This window comes from Ruminococcus difficilis, from assembly GCF_016680995.1.
Window position 1 is genome coordinate 63,855 of the sequence record NZ_JAEQMG010000145.1, and the last position, 22,345, is coordinate 86,199.

The following is a 22,345-nucleotide window of genomic DNA, read 5'->3' on the forward strand; positions in this document are numbered from 1 at the left end:
ATCGCGCAGATTGATCGTATCGCAGCCGACAGTCTCACCGTTCTCGAGTGTGCGGGGCTTGCCCTGACGATTCTTGGTGATACACGTCCAGTTCTCGTACTTGGTGCCGTTCGGACACTTCTTCTGCGAATGGACGAAGGTTGCGCCGCACTCGGCGCAGATGATCTTGCCGGACAGCGCGTAACGATTGGCAAAGCCGTTCTTGGTGTAGTGCATATCGTGTCGGCGCTGCAGCTCCCGCTGCGCTGCTTCAAAACGCTCGCGCGGGATGATCGGCTCGTGATGATCTCTGATAATAACGTAGTCCAACTCGCCTTTGTTGGCTTTCTTTTTGTGGGAGAGATAGCTCTGCGTGTAAGTTTTCTGCTGTACCAGATCGCCGCAGTATTTCTCGTTTTTCAGCACGCGGAGGATGACCGTGTACGACCATTCCTTCATGAAGCGCGAGGTCTTGATCCCCGCTTCGCGCAGTTCGTTGGCGATCACATGACAGCCCTTGCCCTCGTCGAGGTACTTGTGATAGATCAGTCGGACGATCTCAGCGCCTTCCTCGTTGATGATCAGCTTTCCGTCCCTCACGTCATAACCGAGCATATCGCGTCCGAATACCACACCCTGCTCCATCCGTCGGCGCTGTCCCCACTTGACACGCTCGGAGGTCTTTCGGCTTTCCTCCTGCGCGAGCGACGCCATCATCGCGAGGCGGAATTCATGATCGGGCTGATCGGTGTCGATGTTGTCGTTCAGGAAGATCAACCGGATACCGTATTCCCTCAGCTCGCGGGTATAGGCAATGCTGTCGAGCAGATTGCGGGCAAATCGCGAGACCTCTTTGGTGATGATCAGATCGAATTTGCCGTCCTTGCCGTCTTTGATCATGCGATTGAAGTCCTCGCGCTTGAAGGTGTTGGTGCCGGTGATGCCCTCGTCCACGTAGATTTCGTACAGCTCCCATAATGGATTGCGGGCGATGTACTCGTTAAAATATCGCTGCTGACTCTCCAATGAATTGGCTTGGTCGAGCTTATCGGTCGACACGCGGCAGTAGGCTGCGACGCGTATGACTTCTGTTTCTTTTTTCATAATCGTTGCCTCCTTTAGCAACACAGTATACTCTATTATTTTGAAAAGTCTATATTAATTTTCGGAGCGGCCGAATCAGCCGCCCCGATATACTGAATCAATCATCGCTTCGTGACATCCCCGCCGTTGTACTGCGTTTTATTTAAATGCTTACTCATACAAAGGCGGGACGGGATGCAACGTCACGTTGCTCTTTTAATACATTCCTCACACTGCTTCTGATCAAGGATTCCTTTCTCTTTCAGCACGAGGAAGATCGCCTTTTTGATTTGGTTTTCCAAGTCTTTGCATACAGTGATCTGTTCGGGTTTTTCGGTCAATACGATCTGCGTTTTCACGATCATCACCTGACCAATCCTATGCTGAATCAGAAATACTTATGTTGTCATCACTCCTTTCATGTTGATATCGATCATACAATAATATGTTGTGTTTATCAATTATTCAATCATCCTTTCATTATTATTTACATTGACATGATAAAGCCTTCGTCCTCATCATCGTAAAAGTCATCGTCGTATTCATCCTCGTCGAACACTTCACGGAGGATTTCTTCCCTCTGAGAATCGTCCTCATCTTCGTCATCGGGCTCCTGTGGTTGGGCTTCTTTTTTGTTTGCGATACCGGTGATCAGACCGACTCCGGCTCCGATCAACGCGCCGATCGCTGCGCCGTTTTCCTGCCCTTCGATTCGTTTGCGGCGCTCCTCCGAATCTTCGGAATCGTCGTCAATGATTCGTGATACCGCTCCTGCAAGATTGCCGATCCCGCCGGAAATGATATTACCGGTGGATGAATAGCTGTCGGCGATCCTCTGAGATTCCTCTTTTGCAAGGGCGCGTTCGCGCAGATGCTGCTCGTAAAGCTCACGCGAATCCTCCCAGCCTGTCGGCTGAATAAGCTCAGAACTACTGTCGGAAAGCGCTCTTTGATTGAGCTCGTTTTCGATATTGTTTTTCAGGTATTTCTCATCGTGAAGATTTTTATCGCGACAGCTCCGACCGTTCGGACAATGGAAGGTGAGATACTTTCTCTCGTCCGTCCACGTCATCCGATAGCCGAGGATGGACATTGCTCTTTCGAATTCATCCCTGCTACCGCTGAATTCCATCGCCTTGTCGATATCGTCAGCGAGCTTTTGTTTCCAGCTTTCGCCCTTCATCCGCGCGCGGTATTCACGGGTGGACATTCGATTACCACCGCCCTCATATGGATCAAGTACGGTGAGCCCATGCGCGACGCAAATCTCATCGCTGAGCTTTCGCAAATGCCTGAGCGTTGAGGGCGATTGGCGGAGCTTCATCCCTGATTCAAACCCGACAGAATTGACAACGAAATGCGAATGAATATGCTCGGCGTCGCAGTGTGTCGCGACCATAACTTCATGCCCCGGCCACGCTCTCTCAGCGAACTCCAAAGATACTTCGTGCGCCTGCTCAGGCGTGAGCTTTTCCGTCGGTGAAAAGGATTGCGCGTAATGGTAGAAATAGATTCCGTTATCCTTACCGTAAACCTTTTTTGTTGCCATGAATTCACAGTAAGAATTCTCTCCGTCACAGTTGATTCCGCTGACCAATCTGCGCTTAGAATTGCTGTCAAAGGTCTTGCGTTCCTGCTTACAATAATTGATCACCGCGTGCATGACAGAAGGATTCTGCGCGCCTTCCTTGATAAAAATCACGGTTGCCATAGCTAATCACCGTCCTTCAAACTGAGGATCGCGTCATAGATCGTTCGCAGTTCTGCGGCAACGGAATCGAATTTCGGATAGAAAATCCGTCGGGAATTTGCTTTCCGCGCGAGCTGGTTGATGTTGTTCCCGATGCGTTTCAGTTCAATAAGGATCCCGGATAAATCTGTAACTTTGATTTCAGTTTGACGTGAACATGCGATCAGGTAATCGGTCAAGCTCATCTGAGCCTGCTTCGCTTTAGTTGCAATTTCTTTCTTTTCTGCTGCGGTTAATCGAATAGAAATCGTTTGATTTCTCTTTCTGTTTACAATGATTATCACCTCCAGAATGTATGTGTGTAGTGGGTCCGGGCTACCGCCCGGTGATCGTGTCCGAGCAACCATACGGGGCCCCCAACACGCCCCTGCGTGGTGGGGAGAGGAGCCGCCGCCCGAACAGCGAAGCCTTGCCGCATACCTGCGGCAAAGCGAGCTCCAAGGGCGAGGGGCGACGAGGCGGACAGCCGGACGCTCTGCTTGCCTGCCTGCGTCCTCACTCGCCGTACTCGGTAGGCATATCCGGTAGGTATGCCTTGACCTCGTGTGGCGGTTCGTCCTTTCCCCAAAAAAGCAGGGGCTTTTTGGGGACCCCATAGTTCTCAGTGAATATGCTCTGAGTTTACGACAGAAAAAGCCTTTGCTGTGGATGACCTGTAGTTTCCAACTGAAAGACCTTATGGATTGAACCTTTGAAATGATGCTGACAGAAAAGAAAAAAACTTTTCAATTCCGATAAGGTATATGCGAAATAAAAGTGTAACTTCTGTTATTTGAAATAACTTTCAAACAAAAACTCAGTGTTCATCAGCTTTTTCAGGATTTGTAAAAGTGTAACCGAAGCGTCACCTATGTGTTACCGGTTACACATTTTTCGCTGTTCGGCAACAGATTTTTGCGTGAAGTTACAGGTAAAGTTACATTCCGTATTTGAGAAGGATTCCAGTCGCAAAGAGGCTTTTCGAAAATCGGTTACAGGGTTACACTTTTCAGCAAACTATCTCTGCGCCGACATTGACTCCCGCGATCGGTTCGGTTCTGTCCTTGCGCAGAAACAGCAGCCGGAGTGTAGATTTGTCGACCTTCGTCACGCGGGTAGTGGTGTCTTTACCCGGTTCGACGATCCCTTCCTCGACCAGCGCTTTCATGATCGCCCGCATGGTGAACGGGAATGCTTCTCCCGCGTCGCTGCAGAGCTTTTTCACCTGACGGTGGACGCTGTCGGGATGGATCATCAGGTAGGTATCGTCCTCCAGACCGCTGTGGAAGGACGGCGTGTATTCTCCCGGCTCACCCTTCCTTTTCAGCACGATCACACCGCTTTCTATCAGCGCGTACAACTTACGGATGAAGATGTTGGCAGGCTTATCCTGCTCAACACTGTCGGATTGAAGATCAGCTAACGCATATAGTTCCTTTCGAAACAGCTCCAGTTCAACTTCCTGATCCTCCTGATTAATGACGGCGTTCTCTGCCATAAATTGAAGGAAGAATCGCATGCCGATCATCAGGCACGCGACCGTTTCCGGCAGACGTCCGTGACAGATTTGATTGTGATGGTAGTAATCGTTTCTGAAAGTTTTATGCCAGTTCAGCAGCTTGTCACGCAGTTTCTCAACATGACTATCGTCACACAGATAACGACGTTTCAGCCACTCTGTGTATGCGTACATGGTACGGCGATACGCGCCGTCAGCTGCTTCACTTTGACAAACAGAGAGTGATCCGAGATCAACGTCCTCCTCTTTCAATTCCAAAGAAAAGTATCTTGCGGTACCGCTTTCTCCGACGTCGGGGCTGAGCTCGCCGGTGATAATGGCGTTCCCTTGGGGAGGTCTGCTCTCCATCAGTGTAGAATCCGAACGCAGTCTGGCTCGTCCTGTTCGGTCACCGTAGGCGCGCATGACGGTCTGCGCGGTAGCATTGAGCTTCTTCATTTCGGTGTTATCCGACGGGTAGAAGTCATCGATACAGGTCAATACATCCTTGAGCGTGAACGCGTTGGCGATGATGGAATTTGCCGTATCTCTGAACGACATCGGCAGATCGGACGACGTAAATTGACCGAAGAAACTGAGGATCAGCGCAGCGATCGTACTCTTTCTGGTACCGGTTCTTCCTGTGATGAAGAGAACGAATTTCGGCATACAGCCTGCTTGTTTTAAGAATTCATTCAGCGGCGTGAGAAAAGCAAACGCGATCAGCGGATGGATGATAAGAGAAGACACGGGAGGTTTTTCATAGAGATTGTACGCGTCGATCAGGTCGTACAGATCATCCACATCTGCCCCGCGATAGCGTTGGAGTTTGCCGTTCAGGACGACATTGAGCAACGGCGATGTATCGTTGTCATTGCGAGGGAGCGAACACGCGTGTTCGACACGCGTGTCGGCGACCGTGGCAATCCCCCTGTCATTACGACCGGTTGCAGGAGGAAGGGGATTCCCACGTCGGGCTTGGTCGCCCTCCTCGGAATGACACGCCTTTTGTTGCGTTGTCGTCGGCAAAAGAAAATGCCACTCGCCATTGATCTTCTTCCAACCGGTCACGTGATACTCTGTGCTTTGCTCCGCTTCTTCTGCTGTGGTTTGGATGTAGTATCGCAGGTGATCCTTACGGCTCTGGCCGACTTCGATGATACATTTCGCGCCCCACTTGTCGAGAAGCCAGTTGAAGTTGGAAAGCTCTGCGCCGGTCACCTCCACCTTTGGCAGCGTTGAACCGTCGGCGTGTACGCCGGACAGCACCAGCGATTTCTCCACCACCGCTCCGTCATCGACGGTCTTTTCCGATACGATACGCGGTACGAAGTTGCAGAGCTTCATAGTACTGCTCCCTCGCTTTGATGTTGTCGTAACGTAAAGGCAGTTATCCCGCACCTCGAACGGGGAGTTTTTATTGTTTTCTGTTTGAGACATTCAAGTCCCCCTTTCTTGATTATTTGGAAGCTCCCCCTTCCACTCTATCAATGTCCGATTTTTTTAAAAAACCGCCTTTTCCCGTGAAAGGTCAAAACCGTTTCCTGAATTTTGTGAAAATTCGAACGATTATTCTAAATCGCAATTATCTCCACCATCGAACGTGATATAATACCGTTGAGGTGAAACGATTGTTCGAAAAAGATATACAGCACATCACGGATACCGTCAATCTGTTTGAGGTGACCTATAAGAAAGATTCTTTTGTGATCGACGAAAAAGATTATCCGCTTGGTTATACAAGTTATTTGGCTATTCAGCCCGATTGCCGATTCATGGATACCACCGTGTTCGCAGAGCTTCGGCGATTCGCTGACAGTCTCACGGATGATCTCTCTCGTGACGGTCTGATCGAATACCGCAGCAGGCTGATCACCGCGATCGAATCCCTGCAGGAGATTTCTTTCTCTTCTCTGTTTGATCTTGAAAAGTACAAGGAGAAGATCTCTTTTCTTCTGTCGGAGAAAAAAATCTATCAGTATACCGAGATTTGGAAATTTCACAAGAACGGAATCGATCTGAGCACACCTGAGAAAGCAGATCATGCGGATGATATGATGAAAGCTTTCGATGATTTCAATTTGGTATTATCCCTCGGCAGGATCATTCATCAGGCAGTCGATGACCTTACACACTACTCCGCTTTTGTGTTTCAGATGACAAATAAGGTCGCGGAGCGCGGCGCGAGGTCAAAAAGCCAACTGGCAGAAGCGTTCGGCGATTTCCTGTCCGACCCGCACTTATCCCTTATCTTTCACACCGATCAAAAACCCTTTTGTACGAAGGCATCGGTGATGCCTGTCGTTGAAAAGGCTGACGGTGAAAGCCACATCTTCCGCAAAGTCTATTACAATCACTTGAAAGACTTTTTGTTTGCCGATCTGTTCGAGGGCTACCGGCACGGGCATTACCTGTGGCAATGCGGTATCTGCGACGATTACTTCTTCATGACTACCGCGCACAAACAGCTGTACTGCAGTACCGTCAATCCCAAATACGGCGTACCGTGCTCCTATGTGGCGAAGCATCCGGAAGTGATCGACAGAAAGCCCAAACAGCAGAAAAAGACCGACTCCCCGCACTATCTGCTATGGCAACGCAGATATGACCTGATCCGCAAAAACAAAAGCCTCGGCAGATACGATGACGCTGTATCTGCCAAGGCGAAGGAGTATATCGACTCTTGCTTTGAGCTGGCGCAAGTCGATTTTGAATACGCTTTCACGCAATATGAGAAGGATATGGATATGACGAATGTTTACCGAAAGGCGATGGAGATGCTGAATGTATGAGTTGGATTACACGCCTGTCAGGTTGAGCGATTGGAACGAATACTTTGTGAGATTCAGGGAAACAGGCGATATCAGATACTACAATGAATTCCTGCACTTCTACGAGCCCGTGCTGGATGAGAGGGCTCGCGCGTTCATCCGCCGATTCGAACTGGAGGAGTATCGGGCAGAAGATCTGAAGCAGATTTTTTCTTCTCTGCTGTGGGAAGAAATACAAACCTATGGCTCCGAAATCCCCCTTTTACAGCTGATAAAGTTCAAGGTGCTGAACGCCTGGCACGAGTATGTGCGCGTCAACTGCGGTAACTTTCAGCCGGATAACCGGAATCAGTATCAGCTGCTGAGAAAGATCGCCCGACTGTATTATCTGAAAAGCAACGGTAAGAAAACGACCCGTGAGATCATTTACGAGATCGCAGCCGAGCTGAATCTGACCGAGAAGAGCGTAGAGGATTACATCATAGCCGTTGCCGGCTTCAAGCCGAAGTACAATGCGGAGTTCTATGCAGATGATGAGGATGATGAATACAATGCCTCGGCGATCGACTCCGTTGCCGACCGTTTTACGACCGAGGATTGGTTCTTCCGGTTAGAGCAGAAGGAGAAGCTGATCTCCGCGTTGGCTGATCTCACGATCACCGAGCAGAAGCTGATCGAGAGCAGATTCGGTATCTGCCTGAACTGTCTCGGGGATCTCCCCAAGTTCACCATGAGCACGTCGTCGATGGCGCTTGGTCTGACCGAAAGCGGCGCTGAAAAGAAGCTGAAAGCGATCCTCAAAAAGCTAAGAAAAGCACTGCAAGAATAAAAGGCTATGGTACTCGAATCAGTCCATAGCCTTTTATGACGCCGATCATCCGGTCAGATCAATTCTTCTTTGATTGGCGGTGTATATAATGACAGCACAGTCGTGCAGATATGTCCCACAAATGCCCACAAATCGCCTGTGGCGGGTGTGCAATCCTTTTTCCTATCATTTTACCACTGCTACATAAAACGCGAACAGCGGGGACAAGTACGTCCTCCGCTGTTCATGATCAAATCATTTATTTTAAAATACCTGCTCGCCGATTTTGTACGATACTTTCATATGTACCAGATGCTTTTGTAAAAAAAGTAACATCCATAATGGTAATATCATTGTTCCCGTCAACGTCAGCTGTCTTTTTATTGAAAGTAAAGGGTAAATTGATTCCAGCGATTTTTCTTTGGATAAATGTCGCATCCCTAATCTCGATGTCACAATTTCCGTCAACGTCACCGAGAAGATAAAGCGGAAGTATCTTGTCCTTATACTCATTTGCAACATTGCGCTTCCAGCGTTCAATCGTAGCCGGCGGCACAAAAATCTTTTCGATAGCGGGCTTGGGCAGTGAAGAATCATAAGAGTATTTGTATCTTATCAGATAGTCGATATCATAATACTCGTTTTCATACGAAAAATCGCTTTTGTATACAAGTGTTTTCAATGTCGGAGCATCTTGCGGATTCGGTCCCATATCGATAACATTCTGCCCGACCGTGATTTTCTCAATAGACGAACAGCCGTGATAATCGAAAAGATCATCTGTCTGACCCTCGTTATCGATCTCTTTCAGGTTCTTGTAATCGGTAAACCATTGGCTCCCTTCCACGGTAACATCCTTTCCGATCACGACCTTTTTGACCTTTTCTATCAACTCGTGATTGAGAACGGGTTTTCCGTCCTCATAACCAAAATATGTCAGCTGATCCCACGCCCGTACGCCGTAGTCATTGTAAAGGTGAAGCTCGCCGGTCGCTTCGTCAAAGGTATAGTAATCACCCAAACGGTCGATCATGATACCTGTCTCCCGGGACGAGCCCCAGTAGCCGTTCACAATATCAATATTGCCGATTAGGGTAATATTCGCATCATAATCGTATTCATCAGAGTTAAAATCACCGGTACACATGATCATTCTGGTGTTGTCGATGTACAGCTTCATAGCGGGGTCTGTGGTATATATATGATCGAGCATCATCAAACTGTCGGTGAATCTGACCTCTCGTGATACGTTCTCCGTGTATGGAAACTCAAAGCTCGCTCCTGAGAATGTATAGTAGGAGAACAGCTCGGTCGCAGGTATGCCGTTGCCCAGAGACACCTGACGCTCACCCTGCTTTGTTTCTGCGATCCCCTTGAAATTACAGTTAATCACGTTTGTGTCGGCGCCGTAACATTCAATCCGAGAGTTTTGACCCTCGAACTTTGCGTCTACTGTAGTCTTTTGGAATGTCAGATCGCCGTATATCTCCATATCGGTACCGTAAACGATACAGGAATCGATCGTCGTATCCGCGTAAACAATCAATGAACTATCCTCCAGCCGGGAATCTGTGACGCTGACCGTATCGGAACTGTCGGAATATTTTCTGATGTTAGTATATTTCAGGTCGCAGTATTTCAATTCCATCCGCTTTGCGGATAAAACACAATACCTGTCTTGATACTCGGTCTGTGTCCGCTCAGTACAGTAGGATTTGACATTTTGCGCCGTCAGACTGCCGCCTGATTGAACGGAAGCATAATCCATTTTTACATTGTTCAGCGCGGTATCGGTCTGCACGGCGAACTCGGTTTGCGCGAGTGTACTGTCAAGAACGGTCAGTGATCTGCTCTTAATAGAGGATCTATAATAGTTGATAATATTAGTGATCTTTGCCCGATACTGCTCACTCTGTATCGTTGCGTTCTCTATGGCAGCGCTGCCGGGGAACGTCAGATCGCACCCTTGTCAGGGTTGCATTGCGAACGGTCAGATCGCCGGATTTTGTATTAGTGATAAAAAACCTGTACGCCTTGATGTGATCGAAGGTTACATCCGCGTTGATCTCCATTTTGACGTCAGTTTGCAGACTCTCGTATGTATAATAAGATTCCCACCTATACTCTTCCTCATTGAATTCCTCGTGTTCGACAGCTTCCGTTTTGTACATCTCCGTCGTGCCGTCGCCGGTAAAGGTAACTTTGCCGGAAGAACAGAGGAAATAATTATCGGATCTCCCTTCGTCATATACGGTCTTGCCCTTGAACACGACCGTAAGGTCGGAAATCGCGGAACCTATCGCGGCGTATCTGAAAAAGTTGCCGGATGAAGGCGTTTTGCTCAGCTCTGCGTTATCGAGCGTAAGCGTGTTGGTGTTCGGATTAAAGGATGCAGTACCATTTCCGCAGGAGATTGTCAATTTATCGTTGGTAAAATACTCGCCGTTGACAGTCAGGCTATATGCATTCACGGGAACGGACGGCTCGGTAGGCTCTTCATCATCGCCTCCGTTATCCCAGTCATCTCCACCGTCCCAGTCGTCGTCATAATAGGAGACAGTCGCATTTTTGCTTTCGACAGCATAAGTCGGAACGATGAAAAGACTTGACAGCATTACAACCGCAATCAATAAAGCTAAGCATTTTTTCATACTTTTCTCTCCATTGCATTTTGGTATGATTATACTTATTTTATTTGATTATACAACAAACCAGGATGTTTGTAAACGGCAAAGCTTTATAAATAATGTAATCATTATTTATGTTTGCTTTTACATCAGGTCACAGCCGCTGATTAAATGCGAACAGCGGGGCGACGTGCGTCATCCCCGCTGCTGTGTATCTGCGTATATTTCTGTTGTCATCCTCACGCCGAGCTTGAAGCCCTCGATGTAGGCGTCACGCTCAGAAAGCGCAATCAGCGACAGCTGACAACTGTCTATCTGTTCTATCTTTTCTTTCTGCTGTTCATCAGTCAATAGACTTTTCAGCTCGTCTATCAGGTCTGTCATTTCCGACAGTTTCTTCTTTGTATCTTTCTTCTGTCGGTACTCGCTGGGATTCACGTTCCCGAAGTAGAAATCCTCCAATGCGATCATGGTATCACGCTCCTTGTCAGAAAGACACAATACCATGAAAAATCAAGAAGTCAAGCATTATTTGATAAACTCGTCCATAGCTCGCATGCACTACCGTGTGAGCTATGGACAAATTTGCTAATAATGGCATATCTATCACATTTTTTAGATATTCTCTTTTCTTATTCCTTGTTAAGCAGTTCATCTTTTGATGTATTTTTTTTAAAAGAAACACTTGCAATTTTGTGAGTTGTAAGGTAACCTACGAACACCTCGAGAGAGGCTCTGGGGTCCCACACGCATCCCTATGCGGTAGGGAGAGGACGAACGGCGGACATGCGTGTCCCGCGAGGTCAAGGAGCACCTACCTGATGCGCCTACCGAGTACAGCCGATGAGGACGAGCGACACTAGGCTTTTTGTTTTTGCTACACAACTACAATGGCAGGGGCAGATGAAACATCAATCATCTGTCCCTGTCCTTTGTACTTTTTTGATTGATATCACATAAAAAGACGAACAACTTTATGCTACACAACCCTTTCACAAACGCTCACAAATCGCCTGTGGCACAAGTTTGGTTTTCACCCGAGTGTTTACCCTATAATATGGCACAATCCGCAAATGCACTTATAAGGTTTTTTTCGTTCGATTCATAAACTGAGTCAATATCAGCAGGAGAAAGAGTCTTTCGATGTGCTTTTCAAAAGTACAACAGCGGGGCTACCAAGATATCATCACCGCTGCTGTATATCTTCATATATTTCTGTTGTCATTTTCACACCAAGTTTGAATTCCTCGATGTAGGCGTCGCGTTCCGAAATAGCAATCAGCGATAACTGACAGCTATCTATCTGCTCCAGCTTTTCCCTCTGCTGCTCGGTAGTCAGCATAGTACGATGCTCATCGATCAGTGCTGTCGTTTCAGACAGTTTCTTTTTAGTATCCTTACTCTGCTTGTACTCACTTGGATTCACGTTGCCAAAGTAGAAGTGCTCTAATGTGGTCATAGTATCGCGCCCCCTTCAAGCACAACACAATACCATAAGTTTTGAAAAAGTCAAGTAAAAAATGAAAGCAATTTATTCTTTACATACCAGCAAATGCTCTTCGCCCAAATCGTAGTACAGGGTCAAATGATCCTTTGAGGTATCGTATACACGCAGAACTCCTTTGATATCATCCGCGAGCTCCGTTACTCCATTCGTTACATCGGCAAACTCTTTCAGCAGGTCGGGAGAGAAAGCGATTGTGCTCTCTTTTTCAAACACCGCGGTATAAAGAATCCCTGCTTCAACAAGATCCTGAAAAATATGGCTGCCGTAGCTCAGCTCGGGAATATAGCCAACCTTGGATTCTGAGACCTCTGCAATCACGGAAAATTCGCTGATATCTGAGAAGCCGGACGGTACGCCGAGTTCCGGTGACGATGTGCATATCCTGCCGGGCGTCAGAAGCAGTAAATGTTTGCCCTGATTGCGGAAGCGCCAGTTGACTTGAGAGAGCGCTTCCTTTATCTCATACTTACGGCGGTACGGCATCTGATAGTAGAGGATAGGATCGATATACACAACGCCGTCGATGGCGATCTCACGGGAAAATCCCATAGACACCCCCTTGGTTTCGAGCAGGATACGCCTGTTATCTACGCCGTCGGGGACAGTGATCTTATCTCCCTCCGCTGTCAGCTGCAGCGGACGGCACTGCAAAAGATCAATGACATAGCTGCCGTCAGGAGCGAAGTTAATCGTGTATTCCGTATCAACAGGATATTCGTAATGGGTTTGGATCAACTCGAGGATGTCACGCATATCAGTCATCAGCTGTTCGTTCTTCGTTAATCCGTCACAGGTGATGAAGAGGACGTCCCTCCAGTCGCCGCGTTCTCTGAGACGGCTCTCGGTTTCGTAGTTGTGCGAGTAAATCATATTTTTTAAATATCGCGGTACAGATTTACAGATGTTCATCGCGTCAAAGCCTTCGACATCGTTCGTGTCAGCGCTGATAGCGTCCACGATCCTCTGAGAAAACTGCTGTCGATCACTCATGTCCGTGCTGAGGACCTTTGTCGGCGCGTCGAGAGAAACCAATCTTGGATAAGAACCTGTTCTGCGGTCGACCGCTGCCGTACCTAAACCCATGACGAGCCGCAGCATACCGGATTTCGGCTTTTCGCTGCCCATGCGGTAGGGGCTGACTGAATAACCGACACCCGCCGTGCAGGGCATGAAAAAGCCCTCATACCGCGAGCCCGATACGCGCTGCACCAGAATAGCCATCTGTTCGTCGCGCTTATCCAGCCCCCGGCGTTTTCTGTAGTCGAGCGCGGACATGCTCATCGTGCTGGCATAGACAATTTTGACTGCTTCTTCAAACTTTTGCAATCGTTCCTCCGGATCGCCTTGATTGCCGCAGAAAACAGATTCATATTTACCGGCGAAGGCGTTCCCGAAGCCATCCTCTAAGATGGAACTGGAACGGACGATGACCGGATCGTTACCGTAGTAATCGAGGATTCGACGAAACTCCGCCTCGATACCGGTCGGGAATTTGCCCTCCATGATCTTTTTCTCAAACTCTCCGGCAAGAGTAAAATAGCCTTCCTCCGTCCGCTGTTTAATTCTCAGATCCCAAAAGCCGTTGTCCACTATATACGCATAAAAAACATCTGAGCCGATGTAGTAGGAGTCGTGCGGTTCAAAACGCTCAAAGATGTCCGGGCGATGGTTCTCGACAATCTTTCTGGAGAGCAGCATACCGCACGCCTTGCCTCCGATCATACCGGTACCGACCATTCGGGAATGAACTTCAAAATAGTCCTCCGGCGTGAAGTTGCTCTTGATAAGCTCGCGCATTTTACTGTCGCGCGTCAGCATGATATTGCAGATCTTTGAGCAATCCTCGGTGACGGCCACGCCGTTTTGGTGGAGGAGCTTGGTTCGGAAGAAAAATCGCTCCCAACTATCGACATTCTGATCCTGTGCCTGGGTTGCTTCTTTGTTCATCACGCTGTAGAAATGACTGACCTCGGTGCCGTCCCTTAGCACGGTGAAGCTGTTATCCTCACGGCTCAGACGATAGGGCTGGAACATGGTCTGCGAGTAGCGGTTCCATACCTTCATCGGGCGGACAAATACATCCTTTTCATCCTTATACACATCGAGGAAAAGCTGAGTTGTATCGCGAATCGTCGCAATCGCGTCAAAGGAATGTCTGCCGCGGATCAGCGGAAAATACGCAACGGTGTCGAGGATAAACAGGTAAGGACAGGTGAGGTGGAAGAAGTTGCCCATCATCAGGTCTGTTGACCACGCCTGTTCGAGTTCAGAAAGGCAGTCAAAGATGTAGAACGTGTCATAACCCTCGCGCTCGATTAGGTTGTGGATATTGACGGTGAAGGTTTCAAAGCGGTGGGATAGCTCTACATGCTCGATCCTCAGTCCCTCGCGCGGGGTGAGAATCGGCTCATGCTCTGCAAAGCGGATGTAGATCAGGTTCCTCCCGTCTGCTATCGCCTGATTGGAAAAACGCTCTGCAACATAGCGGAACTCGTCAAGCGACGGTACCTGCCAGACGACATTGTCGCCGAGACGGATGTTCTGTAAAGCGTCGTCCATCATCGGGATTCCTGATTTAGTTTTTTCAAATGCAGCCATGTTAGTTCCTCCTGATAGTGTTATGTGTCGATAGTGGAAATGGTGAGCGTGGTTTCCTCTAATACATCCAAAAGTACACGTACTGTATCGAGCGAGGTAAAGGCTGTCACGCCGTTCTCAATCGCTGTTCTGCGGATCGCGGCGCCGTCCTCGTAGTGCACACCTGATAGGATCGCGCGCGTGTTGATCAGGTAGCTGACGTATCCTGAGCGTAGCGCGTCGAGGAGTTGATTTGAGCCTTCACTAATCTTTCTCAATGTTCTGGTCTTGATACCGTGCTCTCGTAGCACTTTTGCAGTTAGATCCGTTCCCTCAATATTAAAGCCGAGGTTGTAGAAGCGGCGAATCAGCGGGATCGCCTCTTCCTTATCTTCATCGGCAAGGGTCACGATGACCGTGCCGTAGTTCTGCACCTTCGTGCCCGCTGCGACGAGTGCCTTGTATATCGCTCTCGACAGGCTCTTGTCATAGCCGATCGCTTCGCCGGTGGACTTCATCTCAGGGCTGAGGTACGCGTCGAGGCCCTTGATCTTCTGGAACGAGAAGACCGGCACCTTGACATAATAGCGCTTCTTTTCCTCGGGATAGAGCTGGAAAATACCCTGTTCCTTCAGCGAATTGCCTAAGATGACCTCCGTCGCAATATCCGCGAGGGAATAACCTGTACTCTTGCTCAGGAACGGAACCGTTCTCGAGGATCTCGGGTTAACTTCGATGATGTAAACGTCGTCATTTTCGTCGATGATGAACTGGATATTATACAGACCAACAATACCGATAGCCTTGCCAAGCTTTTTCGCGTATTGCAGGATGATCCCTTTTACTTTATCCGAGATTGAGAAGGATGGGTAGACCGAGATACTGTCGCCGGAGTGGACGCCAGTTCTCTCGACCAGCTCCATGATACCGGGTACGAATACGTCTACGCCGTCGCAGATCGCGTCGACCTCAACCTCTTTGCCCGTGATGTACTTATCGACTAAGACAGGTTTATCCTCGTCAATCTCAACGGCGGTCTTTAAATAATGCCTCAGGTCTGCTTCCTTACTGACGATCTGCATGGCTCTGCCGCCGAGCACGAAGGACGGACGGACGAGGACGGGATAGCCGATCTCCTCTGCCGCTTTCACGCCCTCTTCGATCGAGGTAACGGCGCGGCCGGCGGGCTGGGGGATACCGAGTTCTTTGATGATCGCGTTGAAGGAATCACGGTTCTCGGCTCTCTCGATCGCGGCGCAGTCGGTACCGATGATCTTCACGCCGCGGTCCATGAGGGGCTGGGCGAGATTGATCGCGGTCTGACCGCCGAGAGAAACAATAACGCCCTCAGGCTGTTCAAAGTCGATAATCGCCATGACATCCTCGGGAGTGAGGGGCTCAAAGTAGAGCTTATCGGCGGTGGTGTAGTCGGTCGAGACGGTCTCGGGGTTATTGTTGATGATGATCGCCTCATAGCCCGCTCTGCGGATGGTCTGCACCGCATGAACAGTAGAGTAGTCGAACTCCACGCCCTGACCAATACGGATCGGTCCTGCACCTAAAACAATGATCTTCTTTTTATCGGTGCAGATCGATTCATTTTCTTCTTCATAGGTCGAATAAAAATACGGTACATAGCTGAGGAATTCCGAGGCGCAGGTGTCGATCATTTTGAATACTGGCTGAATGTGCGCATCCTTTCTCATCTTATATATCTCCGCTTCATCGCATTTCCAAAGATGAGCGATCGCCTTATCCGAAATACCCATTCGTTTAGCGCGATACAGCATATCGGGATTGCCGACATTATCCCGCAGCTGTGATTCCATCTGTATGATGTTGCGAATCTTGCGCAGGAACAGCCTGTCGATGGCGGTCAGGTCATGGATATTGTTGATATTGCCGCCCTTTCTGAGCAGTTCAGCGATTGCAAACACTCTGTCATCGGTATCGCGGGTGATATATTTGTATAGTTCATCGGAAGTCATTGACTCAAATCGCAGAAGATACAAATGATCCGCGCCGATCTCCATCGAGCGCACCGCCTTGAGCAGGCTTTCTTCGATGGTTCTGCCAACGCTCATGACCTCACCGGTCGCCTTCATCTGGGTGCCGAGGGTGTTTGGCGCAGTGACGAATTTATCAAAGGGGAATCGCGGCATTTTTGTGACAACATAGTCGAGGCGCAGACCGACGCCGATCTTCGCGCTGACGCGCGCGATGGGATAACCCGACGCTTTACTTGCAAGCGCAGAAGAACGTGACACGCGCGGGTTGACCTCGATGATATAATACTGCGACGAATGCGGATCAAGCGCAAACTGTACGTTACAGCCGCCCTCAACCTTCAGCGCTCGGATCAGTCTGAGAGCGCTGTCGCGGAGCATCTGGTACTCTTTGTTGGTCAGCGTCTGAGACGGACAAAAAACGATGCTGTCTCCGGTGTGGATGCCGACGGGATCGAAGTTTTCCATATTGCAAACGGTGATCGCGGTATCGTTATGATCGCGAATAACCTCGTACTCAATCTCCTTGTAGCCCTTGACGGACTTTTCGATCAGCACCTGATGCACAGGGCTCAAAGCAAACGCTTGTTTCCCGATTTTCAATAAATCAGCTTCACTGTCGGCAAAACCGCCTCCCGTGCCGCCGAGGGTGAACGCCGGGCGCAGGACCACGGGGTAGCCGACCGCCGCGGCGGCTTGTTTTGCTTCTTCTAAGTCATATGTGATTTGAGACGGGATGACGGGCTCGCCGATGCGCTCGCACAGCTCCTTGAACAGCTCTCTGTCCTCGGCTTGCTCGATGCTTTCAGACGAGGTGCCGAGCAGCTCGACGCCGCATTCTTTCAGCACACCCTTGCGTTCGAGCTGCATCGCAAGATTCAGCCCTGTCTGACCGCCGATCCCCGGCAGGAGCGCGTCGGGGCGTTCCTTGCGAATGATCTTCGCAATATATTCGAGGGTCAGCGGCTCCATATATACCTTGTCGGCAATCGCAGGGTCGGTCATGATGGTCGCAGGGTTGGAGTTGCAGAGGATGACCTCGTAGCCTTCCTCCTTGAGCGCAAGACAAGACTGCGTACCCGCATAGTCGAACTCCGCTGCCTGACCGATGACGATGGGCCCCGAGCCGATGACCATAATGCGTCGGATGTCCTCTCTCTTAGGCATGGCGCTTTCCCTCCTTCATCAGGCTGATAAACTTGTCGAACAGATAGCCGCTGTCCTGCGGACCGGGCGCGGATTCGGGATGATACTGGACTCCGAAGACTCGGTCTCTCACGCTTTCCACACCCTCTACGGTGTTATCTAATAGGTTGAGATGTGTGACTTCAAGCGGCGTGTTTTTCAGGCTCTCGGCGTCCACCGCATAGGAATGGTTCTGCTAGGTGATCTCGATTTTGTCAGTTGTGAGATTTTTGATTGGATGATTGCCGCCGCGGTGACCGAATTTCAACTTGTAGATCTTTGCACCGTAGGACAGGGACAGGATCTGATGCCCCAGACAGATGCCGAAAACCGGAAACATACCGCGAAGCTGACGAACGGTATTGATTACCTCGCGAACGTCCTCAGGATTGCCGGGACCGTTGCTTAAAAATAAGCCGTCAGGATTCAGCGACCAAATCTTTTGGGCTGGTGTGTTCCACGGCACGACGGTGACACAACAGTTTCGTTTCACCAGAGAACGGATGATATTATCTTTCATCCCGCAGTCGACCGCTACGACATGATACGCGGCATGATCAGACGTGTATTCTGTCATATATTTTCGACTGACGCGGCTGACGGCGTCTGTCGGGAGAACGTGTTCTTTCAGCCTTTTTACTGCCTCATCAGTATTTTCAGATATATCCGTGATAATCGCGCGGCAGGAGCCGTAGTCGCGAATATTACGCACCAGCTTGCGGGTGTCGATCCCGCTGATACCGACGATATGATACTGTTGCATCACCTCTTCGAGCGTATTTACGCTCTGATAATTAGACGGTTCACTGTTGTATTCACGCACGATCATCGCGGCTATGGTCGGCGTCTTTGTTTCATAGTCCTCCGCCGTCATGCCGTAGTTGCCGATCAGCGAATACGCCATTACTACACCCTGATCGGTATAGGACGGATCGGATAATATCTCCTGATAGCCAACGGGCGAGGTGTTGAATACGATCTCAAAGACGCGCGCGTCATTGTCTCCAAATCCCTTACCAAAGTATTCTGAACCATCTTCCAGTATCAGTTTTTTATTTAATTCAAGTAGCTTCATCATCACACCTGTTTCTTTTCACTGATTTTGGTTTCAAATCGATTCTTCGCCGTATCGGATGGGATAACAGTCGGATAGTTTCCGTCAAAGCACGCTGTGCAAAAGCCTGTGTCCTCACCTGTTAACAGCCTGACATGATCGATATTAAGGTAACCGAGGGATGTCACACCGATCTCTTTTGCGATGTCGTCAACACTTAGGCGGTTGGCGATCAGAACTTCCGCGCTATCGATATCGGTTCCGTAGTAGCAAGGGCATTTGAATGGCGGTGCGCTGACGCGCATATGGATCTCCTTTGCGCCTGCGTTCCACAGCAGCCCGGCGATCCGTCGGCAGGTCGTGCCGCGCACGATGGAGTCGTCGATCAGTACTACGCGCTTGCCGTCTACCACATCGCGGATAGGATTGAGCTTGATCCCGACGCCCTGCGCGCGCTGACCCTGTTCGGGCGCGATAAAGGTGCGGGCGATGTACTTGTTCTTGGTAAAACCGATCGCGTAGGGGATCCCCAATTCCTGCGCATAGCCGATCGCCGCCTCGAGCCCCGAATCGGGCACGCCGATGACGATATCCGCATCGACAGAGTGCTCCTGTGCAAGAAACCGTCCCGCCATCCTGCGGCAGCGGCTGACAGATGCGCCGTCGATCACCGAATCGGGACGAGCAAAGTAGATGTATTCGAACACGCAGAAGCGTTTCGGACATATATGACAATGGCTTGTATCGAATCGGATACCGCCGCTGTCGACGACTGCGATCTCTCCGGGCAAAAGATCGCGCACAAGCCTTGCGCCGACGGCGTCCAGCGCACAGGACTCGGATGCAAATACGATCTTGCCGTCATCGGTCTCGCCGTAACACAGCGGTCGAAATCCGTGCGGATCGCGCGCGGCGATCAGCTTCTGCGGCGAGCTGATGACCAGCGAATACGCGCCCTCTATCATATCCATCGCCGCCGACACCGCCTTTTCAATCGAACCGTGACTCAGTCGTTCCTGCACGATCGTATAGGAGATAACTTCGGAATCGGTAGTGGTATGGAAGATCGCGCCCTGTTCCTCATAGCGCGTCCTCAGCGCATAAGAATTGGACAGATTGCCGTTGTGGCACAGCGCCATCCTACCCTTGTGATGGTTGACGATCAGTGGCTGGATGTTCTGCAGCAGTTTTGCGCCGGTGGTGGCATAGCGCACATGACCAACTGCAATATTCCCTTTGCCTAGTGAGCTCAGGTTGTCCGTGCTGAATACCTCGCTGATCAGTCCCTCGCCTTTTTGATAAGTGAACACGCCGTCGTCGTTGACGACGATTCCCGCGCTCTCCTGACCGCGGTGCTGTAAGGCAAACAGTGCATAATAGGTCATCGATGCAAGATCGTTTGTTTCTCTGCTGTATACACCGAACACACCGCACTCTTCATGGAAACTGCTCATGGAATCACTCCGCATTTAATTATTCAAAAGAAAAAGACAAAGCCGCCTTGGAATATCCAAGACGTCTTTGCTTTATTAAATGTATTATACCCCGATATATAAGGTTTGTCAAATAAAATACAGACTGTAATCCAGAAAATTGAATCACAGTCTGTATAACTTTAGGAATGTCAAACGGTAAGTAAAATGGCAAACATTATTTGAGAGTTATTATTCAATGTTGATGAAGGCTTTGGAAGGAGACTAAGCCTGTTAATCGTTTGACCCCTGAAGTCCTTTAGCTGCAAAGGGATTAATCGTCGCCCTGCAGGGCGTCGTAGCCTTCCTCGCCGGTACGAATCTTCACGACGTTCTCCACGTCGTAGACGAAAATCTTGCCGTCACCGATGTGACCGGTGTACAGGGCCTTCTTCGCGGTCTCGATGACGTCTCTGACAGGGATCGCAGAGACGACCATTTCAACCTGCATCTTAGGCAGCAGATTGGTTTCTACAGGAACACCGCGGTAATACTCGGGCTTGCCTTTTTGTGCACCGTAGCCCATGACATGGGTGACGGTCATGCCGGTAATGCCGAGCTTTGCCATAGCCCTCTTGAGCTTTTCGAAGCGGGCTTCCTTACAGATGATCTCGATCTTTGTGAACTTGCTGTCACCCTTTTCAAATGTGGGAACGGTCTTGACCTCGACCGCCTCGGCAACGGGGGTATCGCCGAGTACGACGGTGACGTCTTCACCGTAAACACTATAGTCCTCAGCAGTAGCCGCAAAGCCTGCGTAGGCTGACGGCAGACCGTGTTCGGTAATATCGAGACCCACGATCTCTTCCTCAGCGGAAGCGCGGAGTCCGACGGTCTTCTTGATGATCATAAAGGTAATGATCATCATAACCGCCGCATAAGCGGCAACAGAAACAAAGCCTAAGAGCTGGATGCCGAGCTGTGTAAAGTCGCCGGTATAGAACAGACCGGAAAGTCCCGCGGGAGCATCGGGATTAGCGAGCAGACCGACGGCAATGGTGCCCCAGATGCCGTTTGCCATATGTACGCCTACCGCGCCGACGGGGTCGTCAACATGGAACTTCATGTCGAGAACTTCGACGAAAACAACGACCAGGATACCGGATACGATACCGACGACGGTCGAACCGATCGCGTCGAGCGCGTCACAGCCTGCCGTGATGCCGACCAAGCCGGCAAGAGAAGCGTTCAGACACATCGAGACGTCGGGCTTGCCGTTCTTGATCCAGGTGAACGCCATCGTGACGCAGGTGGCGACCGCAGGAGCGATCGTGGTGGTCAGGAAGATAGAGGCGAGCTCGCTCGGCGTTGTCGCTGCCGCGCCGTTGAAGCCGTACCAGCCCAGCCACAGGATGAAGACGCCTAAGGCGCCGATGACGATATTATGACCCGGGAACGCGTTGACCTTGACGACCTTACCGTTCTCGTCACGCTCATATTTACCAAGACGGGGTCCTAAGATGACCGCGCCTACCAAAGCCGCTATACCGCCTACCATGTGGATTGCGCAGGAGCCTGCGTAGTCGTGAAAACCAAGCTGGGAAAGCCAGCCGCCGCCCCAGATCCAGTGCGCTTCAATGGGGTAGACAAACAGCGAGATAACGCCCGAATAGATACAGTAGGCTGAGAACTTAGTACGCTCTGCCATAGCTCCCGAAACGATAGTCGCGGTCGTGGCGCAGAAAACGAGGTTGAATACGAAGGTGGAAGCGGCGGTGAAATCGCCGTTCGCGGGGGATGCGATGAACTCCTTAAAGTGGGCGAACAGATCCATGTTAGGGATACCGATCAGGCCGAAGAGCGTATCCTCGCCCATCATGATGGTGTAGCCCAAGAGAGCGAACACCACCGTGCCGATACAGAAGTCCATCAGGTTCTTCATGATGATGTTGCCGGCGTTCTTCGCCCGGGTGAAGCCTGCCTCCACCATCGCAAAGCCTGCCTGCATCCAGAACACCAATGCGGCTCCTATCAGGAACCAAAATTCTACTGTCATTGTCATAACATATACCTCCCAAGTGTTAGATGTCATTGCGATGAGGGATGCAG

The 22,345-nt window shown here is 50.0% G+C and carries 14 protein-coding genes and 2 pseudogenes; 2 read left to right on the forward strand and 14 right to left on the reverse strand.

All coding sequences use genetic code 11. The features are described 5' to 3' along the window. Window positions 1–3: 3 nt before the first annotated feature. The 5 genes and pseudogenes from JKK62_RS17595 to JKK62_RS13745 all read right to left on the reverse strand — a co-directional run. Window positions 4–1,083 (reverse strand): annotated as a pseudogene (locus JKK62_RS17595) (recombinase family protein); the annotation flags it as partial. A gap of 182 nt (window positions 1,084–1,265) precedes the next feature. Continuing rightward, window positions 1,266–1,430 carry a hypothetical protein gene (locus JKK62_RS13730; RefSeq protein WP_201428382.1) on the reverse strand — a complete coding sequence of 55 codons (165 nt, stop codon included), beginning with the start codon at window positions 1,428–1,430 and terminating at the stop codon, window positions 1,266–1,268. A 119-nt stretch (window positions 1,431–1,549) separates the two neighbouring features. Next, a complete protein-coding gene (locus JKK62_RS13735) occupies window positions 1,550–2,773 on the reverse strand; it encodes a relaxase/mobilization nuclease domain-containing protein (RefSeq protein WP_201428383.1) in 1,224 nt (407 codons plus the stop codon). 2 nt (window positions 2,774–2,775) lie between these two features. Further along, complete coding sequence (locus JKK62_RS13740) at window positions 2,776–3,159, reverse strand: MobC family plasmid mobilization relaxosome protein (RefSeq protein WP_201428384.1); 384 nt, start codon at window positions 3,157–3,159, stop codon at window positions 2,776–2,778. A 641-nt stretch (window positions 3,160–3,800) separates the two neighbouring features. Then, complete coding sequence (locus JKK62_RS13745; protein ID WP_201428385.1) at window positions 3,801–5,636, reverse strand: hypothetical protein; 1,836 nt, start codon at window positions 5,634–5,636, stop codon at window positions 3,801–3,803. A 284-nt stretch (window positions 5,637–5,920) separates the two neighbouring features. Here JKK62_RS13745 and JKK62_RS17600 point away from each other — a divergent pair, with 284 nt between their 5' ends. Together JKK62_RS17600 and JKK62_RS13755 are read left to right on the forward strand one after the other, a co-directional pair. After that, window positions 5,921–7,081, forward strand: a complete 1,161-nt coding sequence (locus tag JKK62_RS17600; protein ID WP_243411858.1) for a DUF6076 domain-containing protein — start codon at window positions 5,921–5,923, stop codon at window positions 7,079–7,081. Further along, window positions 7,074–7,889: a sigma-70 family RNA polymerase sigma factor gene (locus tag JKK62_RS13755; protein WP_201428386.1), complete on the forward strand. Its 816-nt coding sequence runs from the start codon at window positions 7,074–7,076 to the stop codon at window positions 7,887–7,889. The genes JKK62_RS17600 and JKK62_RS13755 overlap by 8 nt, the downstream gene beginning before the upstream one ends. 238 nt (window positions 7,890–8,127) lie before the next feature. Here the strand turns inward: JKK62_RS13755 and JKK62_RS18005 are convergent, their stop codons facing one another. The 9 genes and pseudogenes from JKK62_RS18005 to JKK62_RS13800 form a co-directional block, all read right to left on the reverse strand. Continuing rightward, the gene (locus tag JKK62_RS18005; RefSeq protein ID WP_201428387.1) at window positions 8,128–9,669 is read right to left on the reverse strand and encodes a dockerin type I repeat-containing protein; all 1,542 of its coding nucleotides are present in this window, start codon (window positions 9,667–9,669) and stop codon (window positions 8,128–8,130) included. A 106-nt stretch (window positions 9,670–9,775) separates the two neighbouring features. After that, window positions 9,776–10,519 carry a hypothetical protein gene (locus tag JKK62_RS13765; protein ID WP_201428388.1) on the reverse strand — a complete coding sequence of 248 codons (744 nt, stop codon included), beginning with the start codon at window positions 10,517–10,519 and terminating at the stop codon, window positions 9,776–9,778. A 171-nt stretch (window positions 10,520–10,690) separates the two neighbouring features. Then, window positions 10,691–10,966, reverse strand: a complete 276-nt coding sequence (locus JKK62_RS13770; RefSeq protein ID WP_201428389.1) for a DUF6809 family protein — start codon at window positions 10,964–10,966, stop codon at window positions 10,691–10,693. A gap of 715 nt (window positions 10,967–11,681) precedes the next feature. Then, the gene (locus JKK62_RS13775; protein ID WP_201428390.1) at window positions 11,682–11,954 is read right to left on the reverse strand and encodes a DUF6809 family protein; all 273 of its coding nucleotides are present in this window, start codon (window positions 11,952–11,954) and stop codon (window positions 11,682–11,684) included. Window positions 11,955–12,026: 72 nt separating this feature from the next. Then, window positions 12,027–14,600, reverse strand: coding sequence for a PEP/pyruvate-binding domain-containing protein (locus tag JKK62_RS13780; RefSeq protein ID WP_201428391.1), 2,574 nt, complete (start codon window positions 14,598–14,600; stop codon window positions 12,027–12,029). A gap of 20 nt (window positions 14,601–14,620) precedes the next feature. After that, window positions 14,621–17,752 carry a carbamoyl-phosphate synthase large subunit gene (gene carB, locus JKK62_RS13785; RefSeq protein ID WP_201428392.1) on the reverse strand — a complete coding sequence of 1,044 codons (3,132 nt, stop codon included), beginning with the start codon at window positions 17,750–17,752 and terminating at the stop codon, window positions 14,621–14,623. After that, a pseudogene (carA, locus tag JKK62_RS13790) lies at window positions 17,745–18,848 on the reverse strand (glutamine-hydrolyzing carbamoyl-phosphate synthase small subunit). The gene carB and the pseudogene carA overlap by 8 nt, the downstream one beginning before the upstream one ends. After that, window positions 18,848–20,278, reverse strand: coding sequence for an amidophosphoribosyltransferase (purF, locus tag JKK62_RS13795; protein WP_201428393.1), 1,431 nt, complete (start codon window positions 20,276–20,278; stop codon window positions 18,848–18,850). Before purF ends, carA begins: the two are co-directional and overlap by 1 nt. A 292-nt stretch (window positions 20,279–20,570) precedes the next feature. After that, window positions 20,571–22,298 (reverse strand): ammonium transporter, encoded by a 1,728-nt coding sequence (locus tag JKK62_RS13800; RefSeq protein WP_243411859.1) that lies wholly within the window; start codon window positions 22,296–22,298, stop codon window positions 20,571–20,573. Window positions 22,299–22,345: the final 47 nt, after the last annotated feature.

What these genes read in the sequence shown, in the direction of transcription:
- JKK62_RS13735 (WP_201428383.1), bottom strand. Translation starts at nt 2,773, where the DNA reads ATGGCAACCGTGATTTTTATCAAGGAAGGCGCGCAGAATCCTTCTGTC.
- JKK62_RS13740 (WP_201428384.1), bottom strand. Translation starts at nt 3,159, where the DNA reads ATGGTTGCTCGGACACGATCACCGGGCGGTAGCCCGGACCCACTACAC.
- JKK62_RS13745 (WP_201428385.1), bottom strand. Translation starts at nt 5,636, where the DNA reads ATGAAGCTCTGCAACTTCGTACCGCGTATCGTATCGGAAAAGACCGTC.
- JKK62_RS13755 (WP_201428386.1), top strand. Translation starts at nt 7,074, where the DNA reads ATGTATGAGTTGGATTACACGCCTGTCAGGTTGAGCGATTGGAACGAA.
- JKK62_RS13765 (WP_201428388.1), bottom strand. Translation starts at nt 10,519, where the DNA reads ATGAAAAAATGCTTAGCTTTATTGATTGCGGTTGTAATGCTGTCAAGT.
- JKK62_RS13770 (WP_201428389.1), bottom strand. Translation starts at nt 10,966, where the DNA reads ATGATCGCATTGGAGGATTTCTACTTCGGGAACGTGAATCCCAGCGAG.
- JKK62_RS13775 (WP_201428390.1), bottom strand. Translation starts at nt 11,954, where the DNA reads ATGACCACATTAGAGCACTTCTACTTTGGCAACGTGAATCCAAGTGAG.
- JKK62_RS13780 (WP_201428391.1), bottom strand. Translation starts at nt 14,600, where the DNA reads ATGGCTGCATTTGAAAAAACTAAATCAGGAATCCCGATGATGGACGAC.
- carB (WP_201428392.1), bottom strand. Translation starts at nt 17,752, where the DNA reads ATGCCTAAGAGAGAGGACATCCGACGCATTATGGTCATCGGCTCGGGG.
- purF (WP_201428393.1), bottom strand. Translation starts at nt 20,278, where the DNA reads ATGAGCAGTTTCCATGAAGAGTGCGGTGTGTTCGGTGTATACAGCAGA.
- JKK62_RS13800 (WP_243411859.1), bottom strand. Translation starts at nt 22,298, where the DNA reads ATGACAATGACAGTAGAATTTTGGTTCCTGATAGGAGCCGCATTGGTG.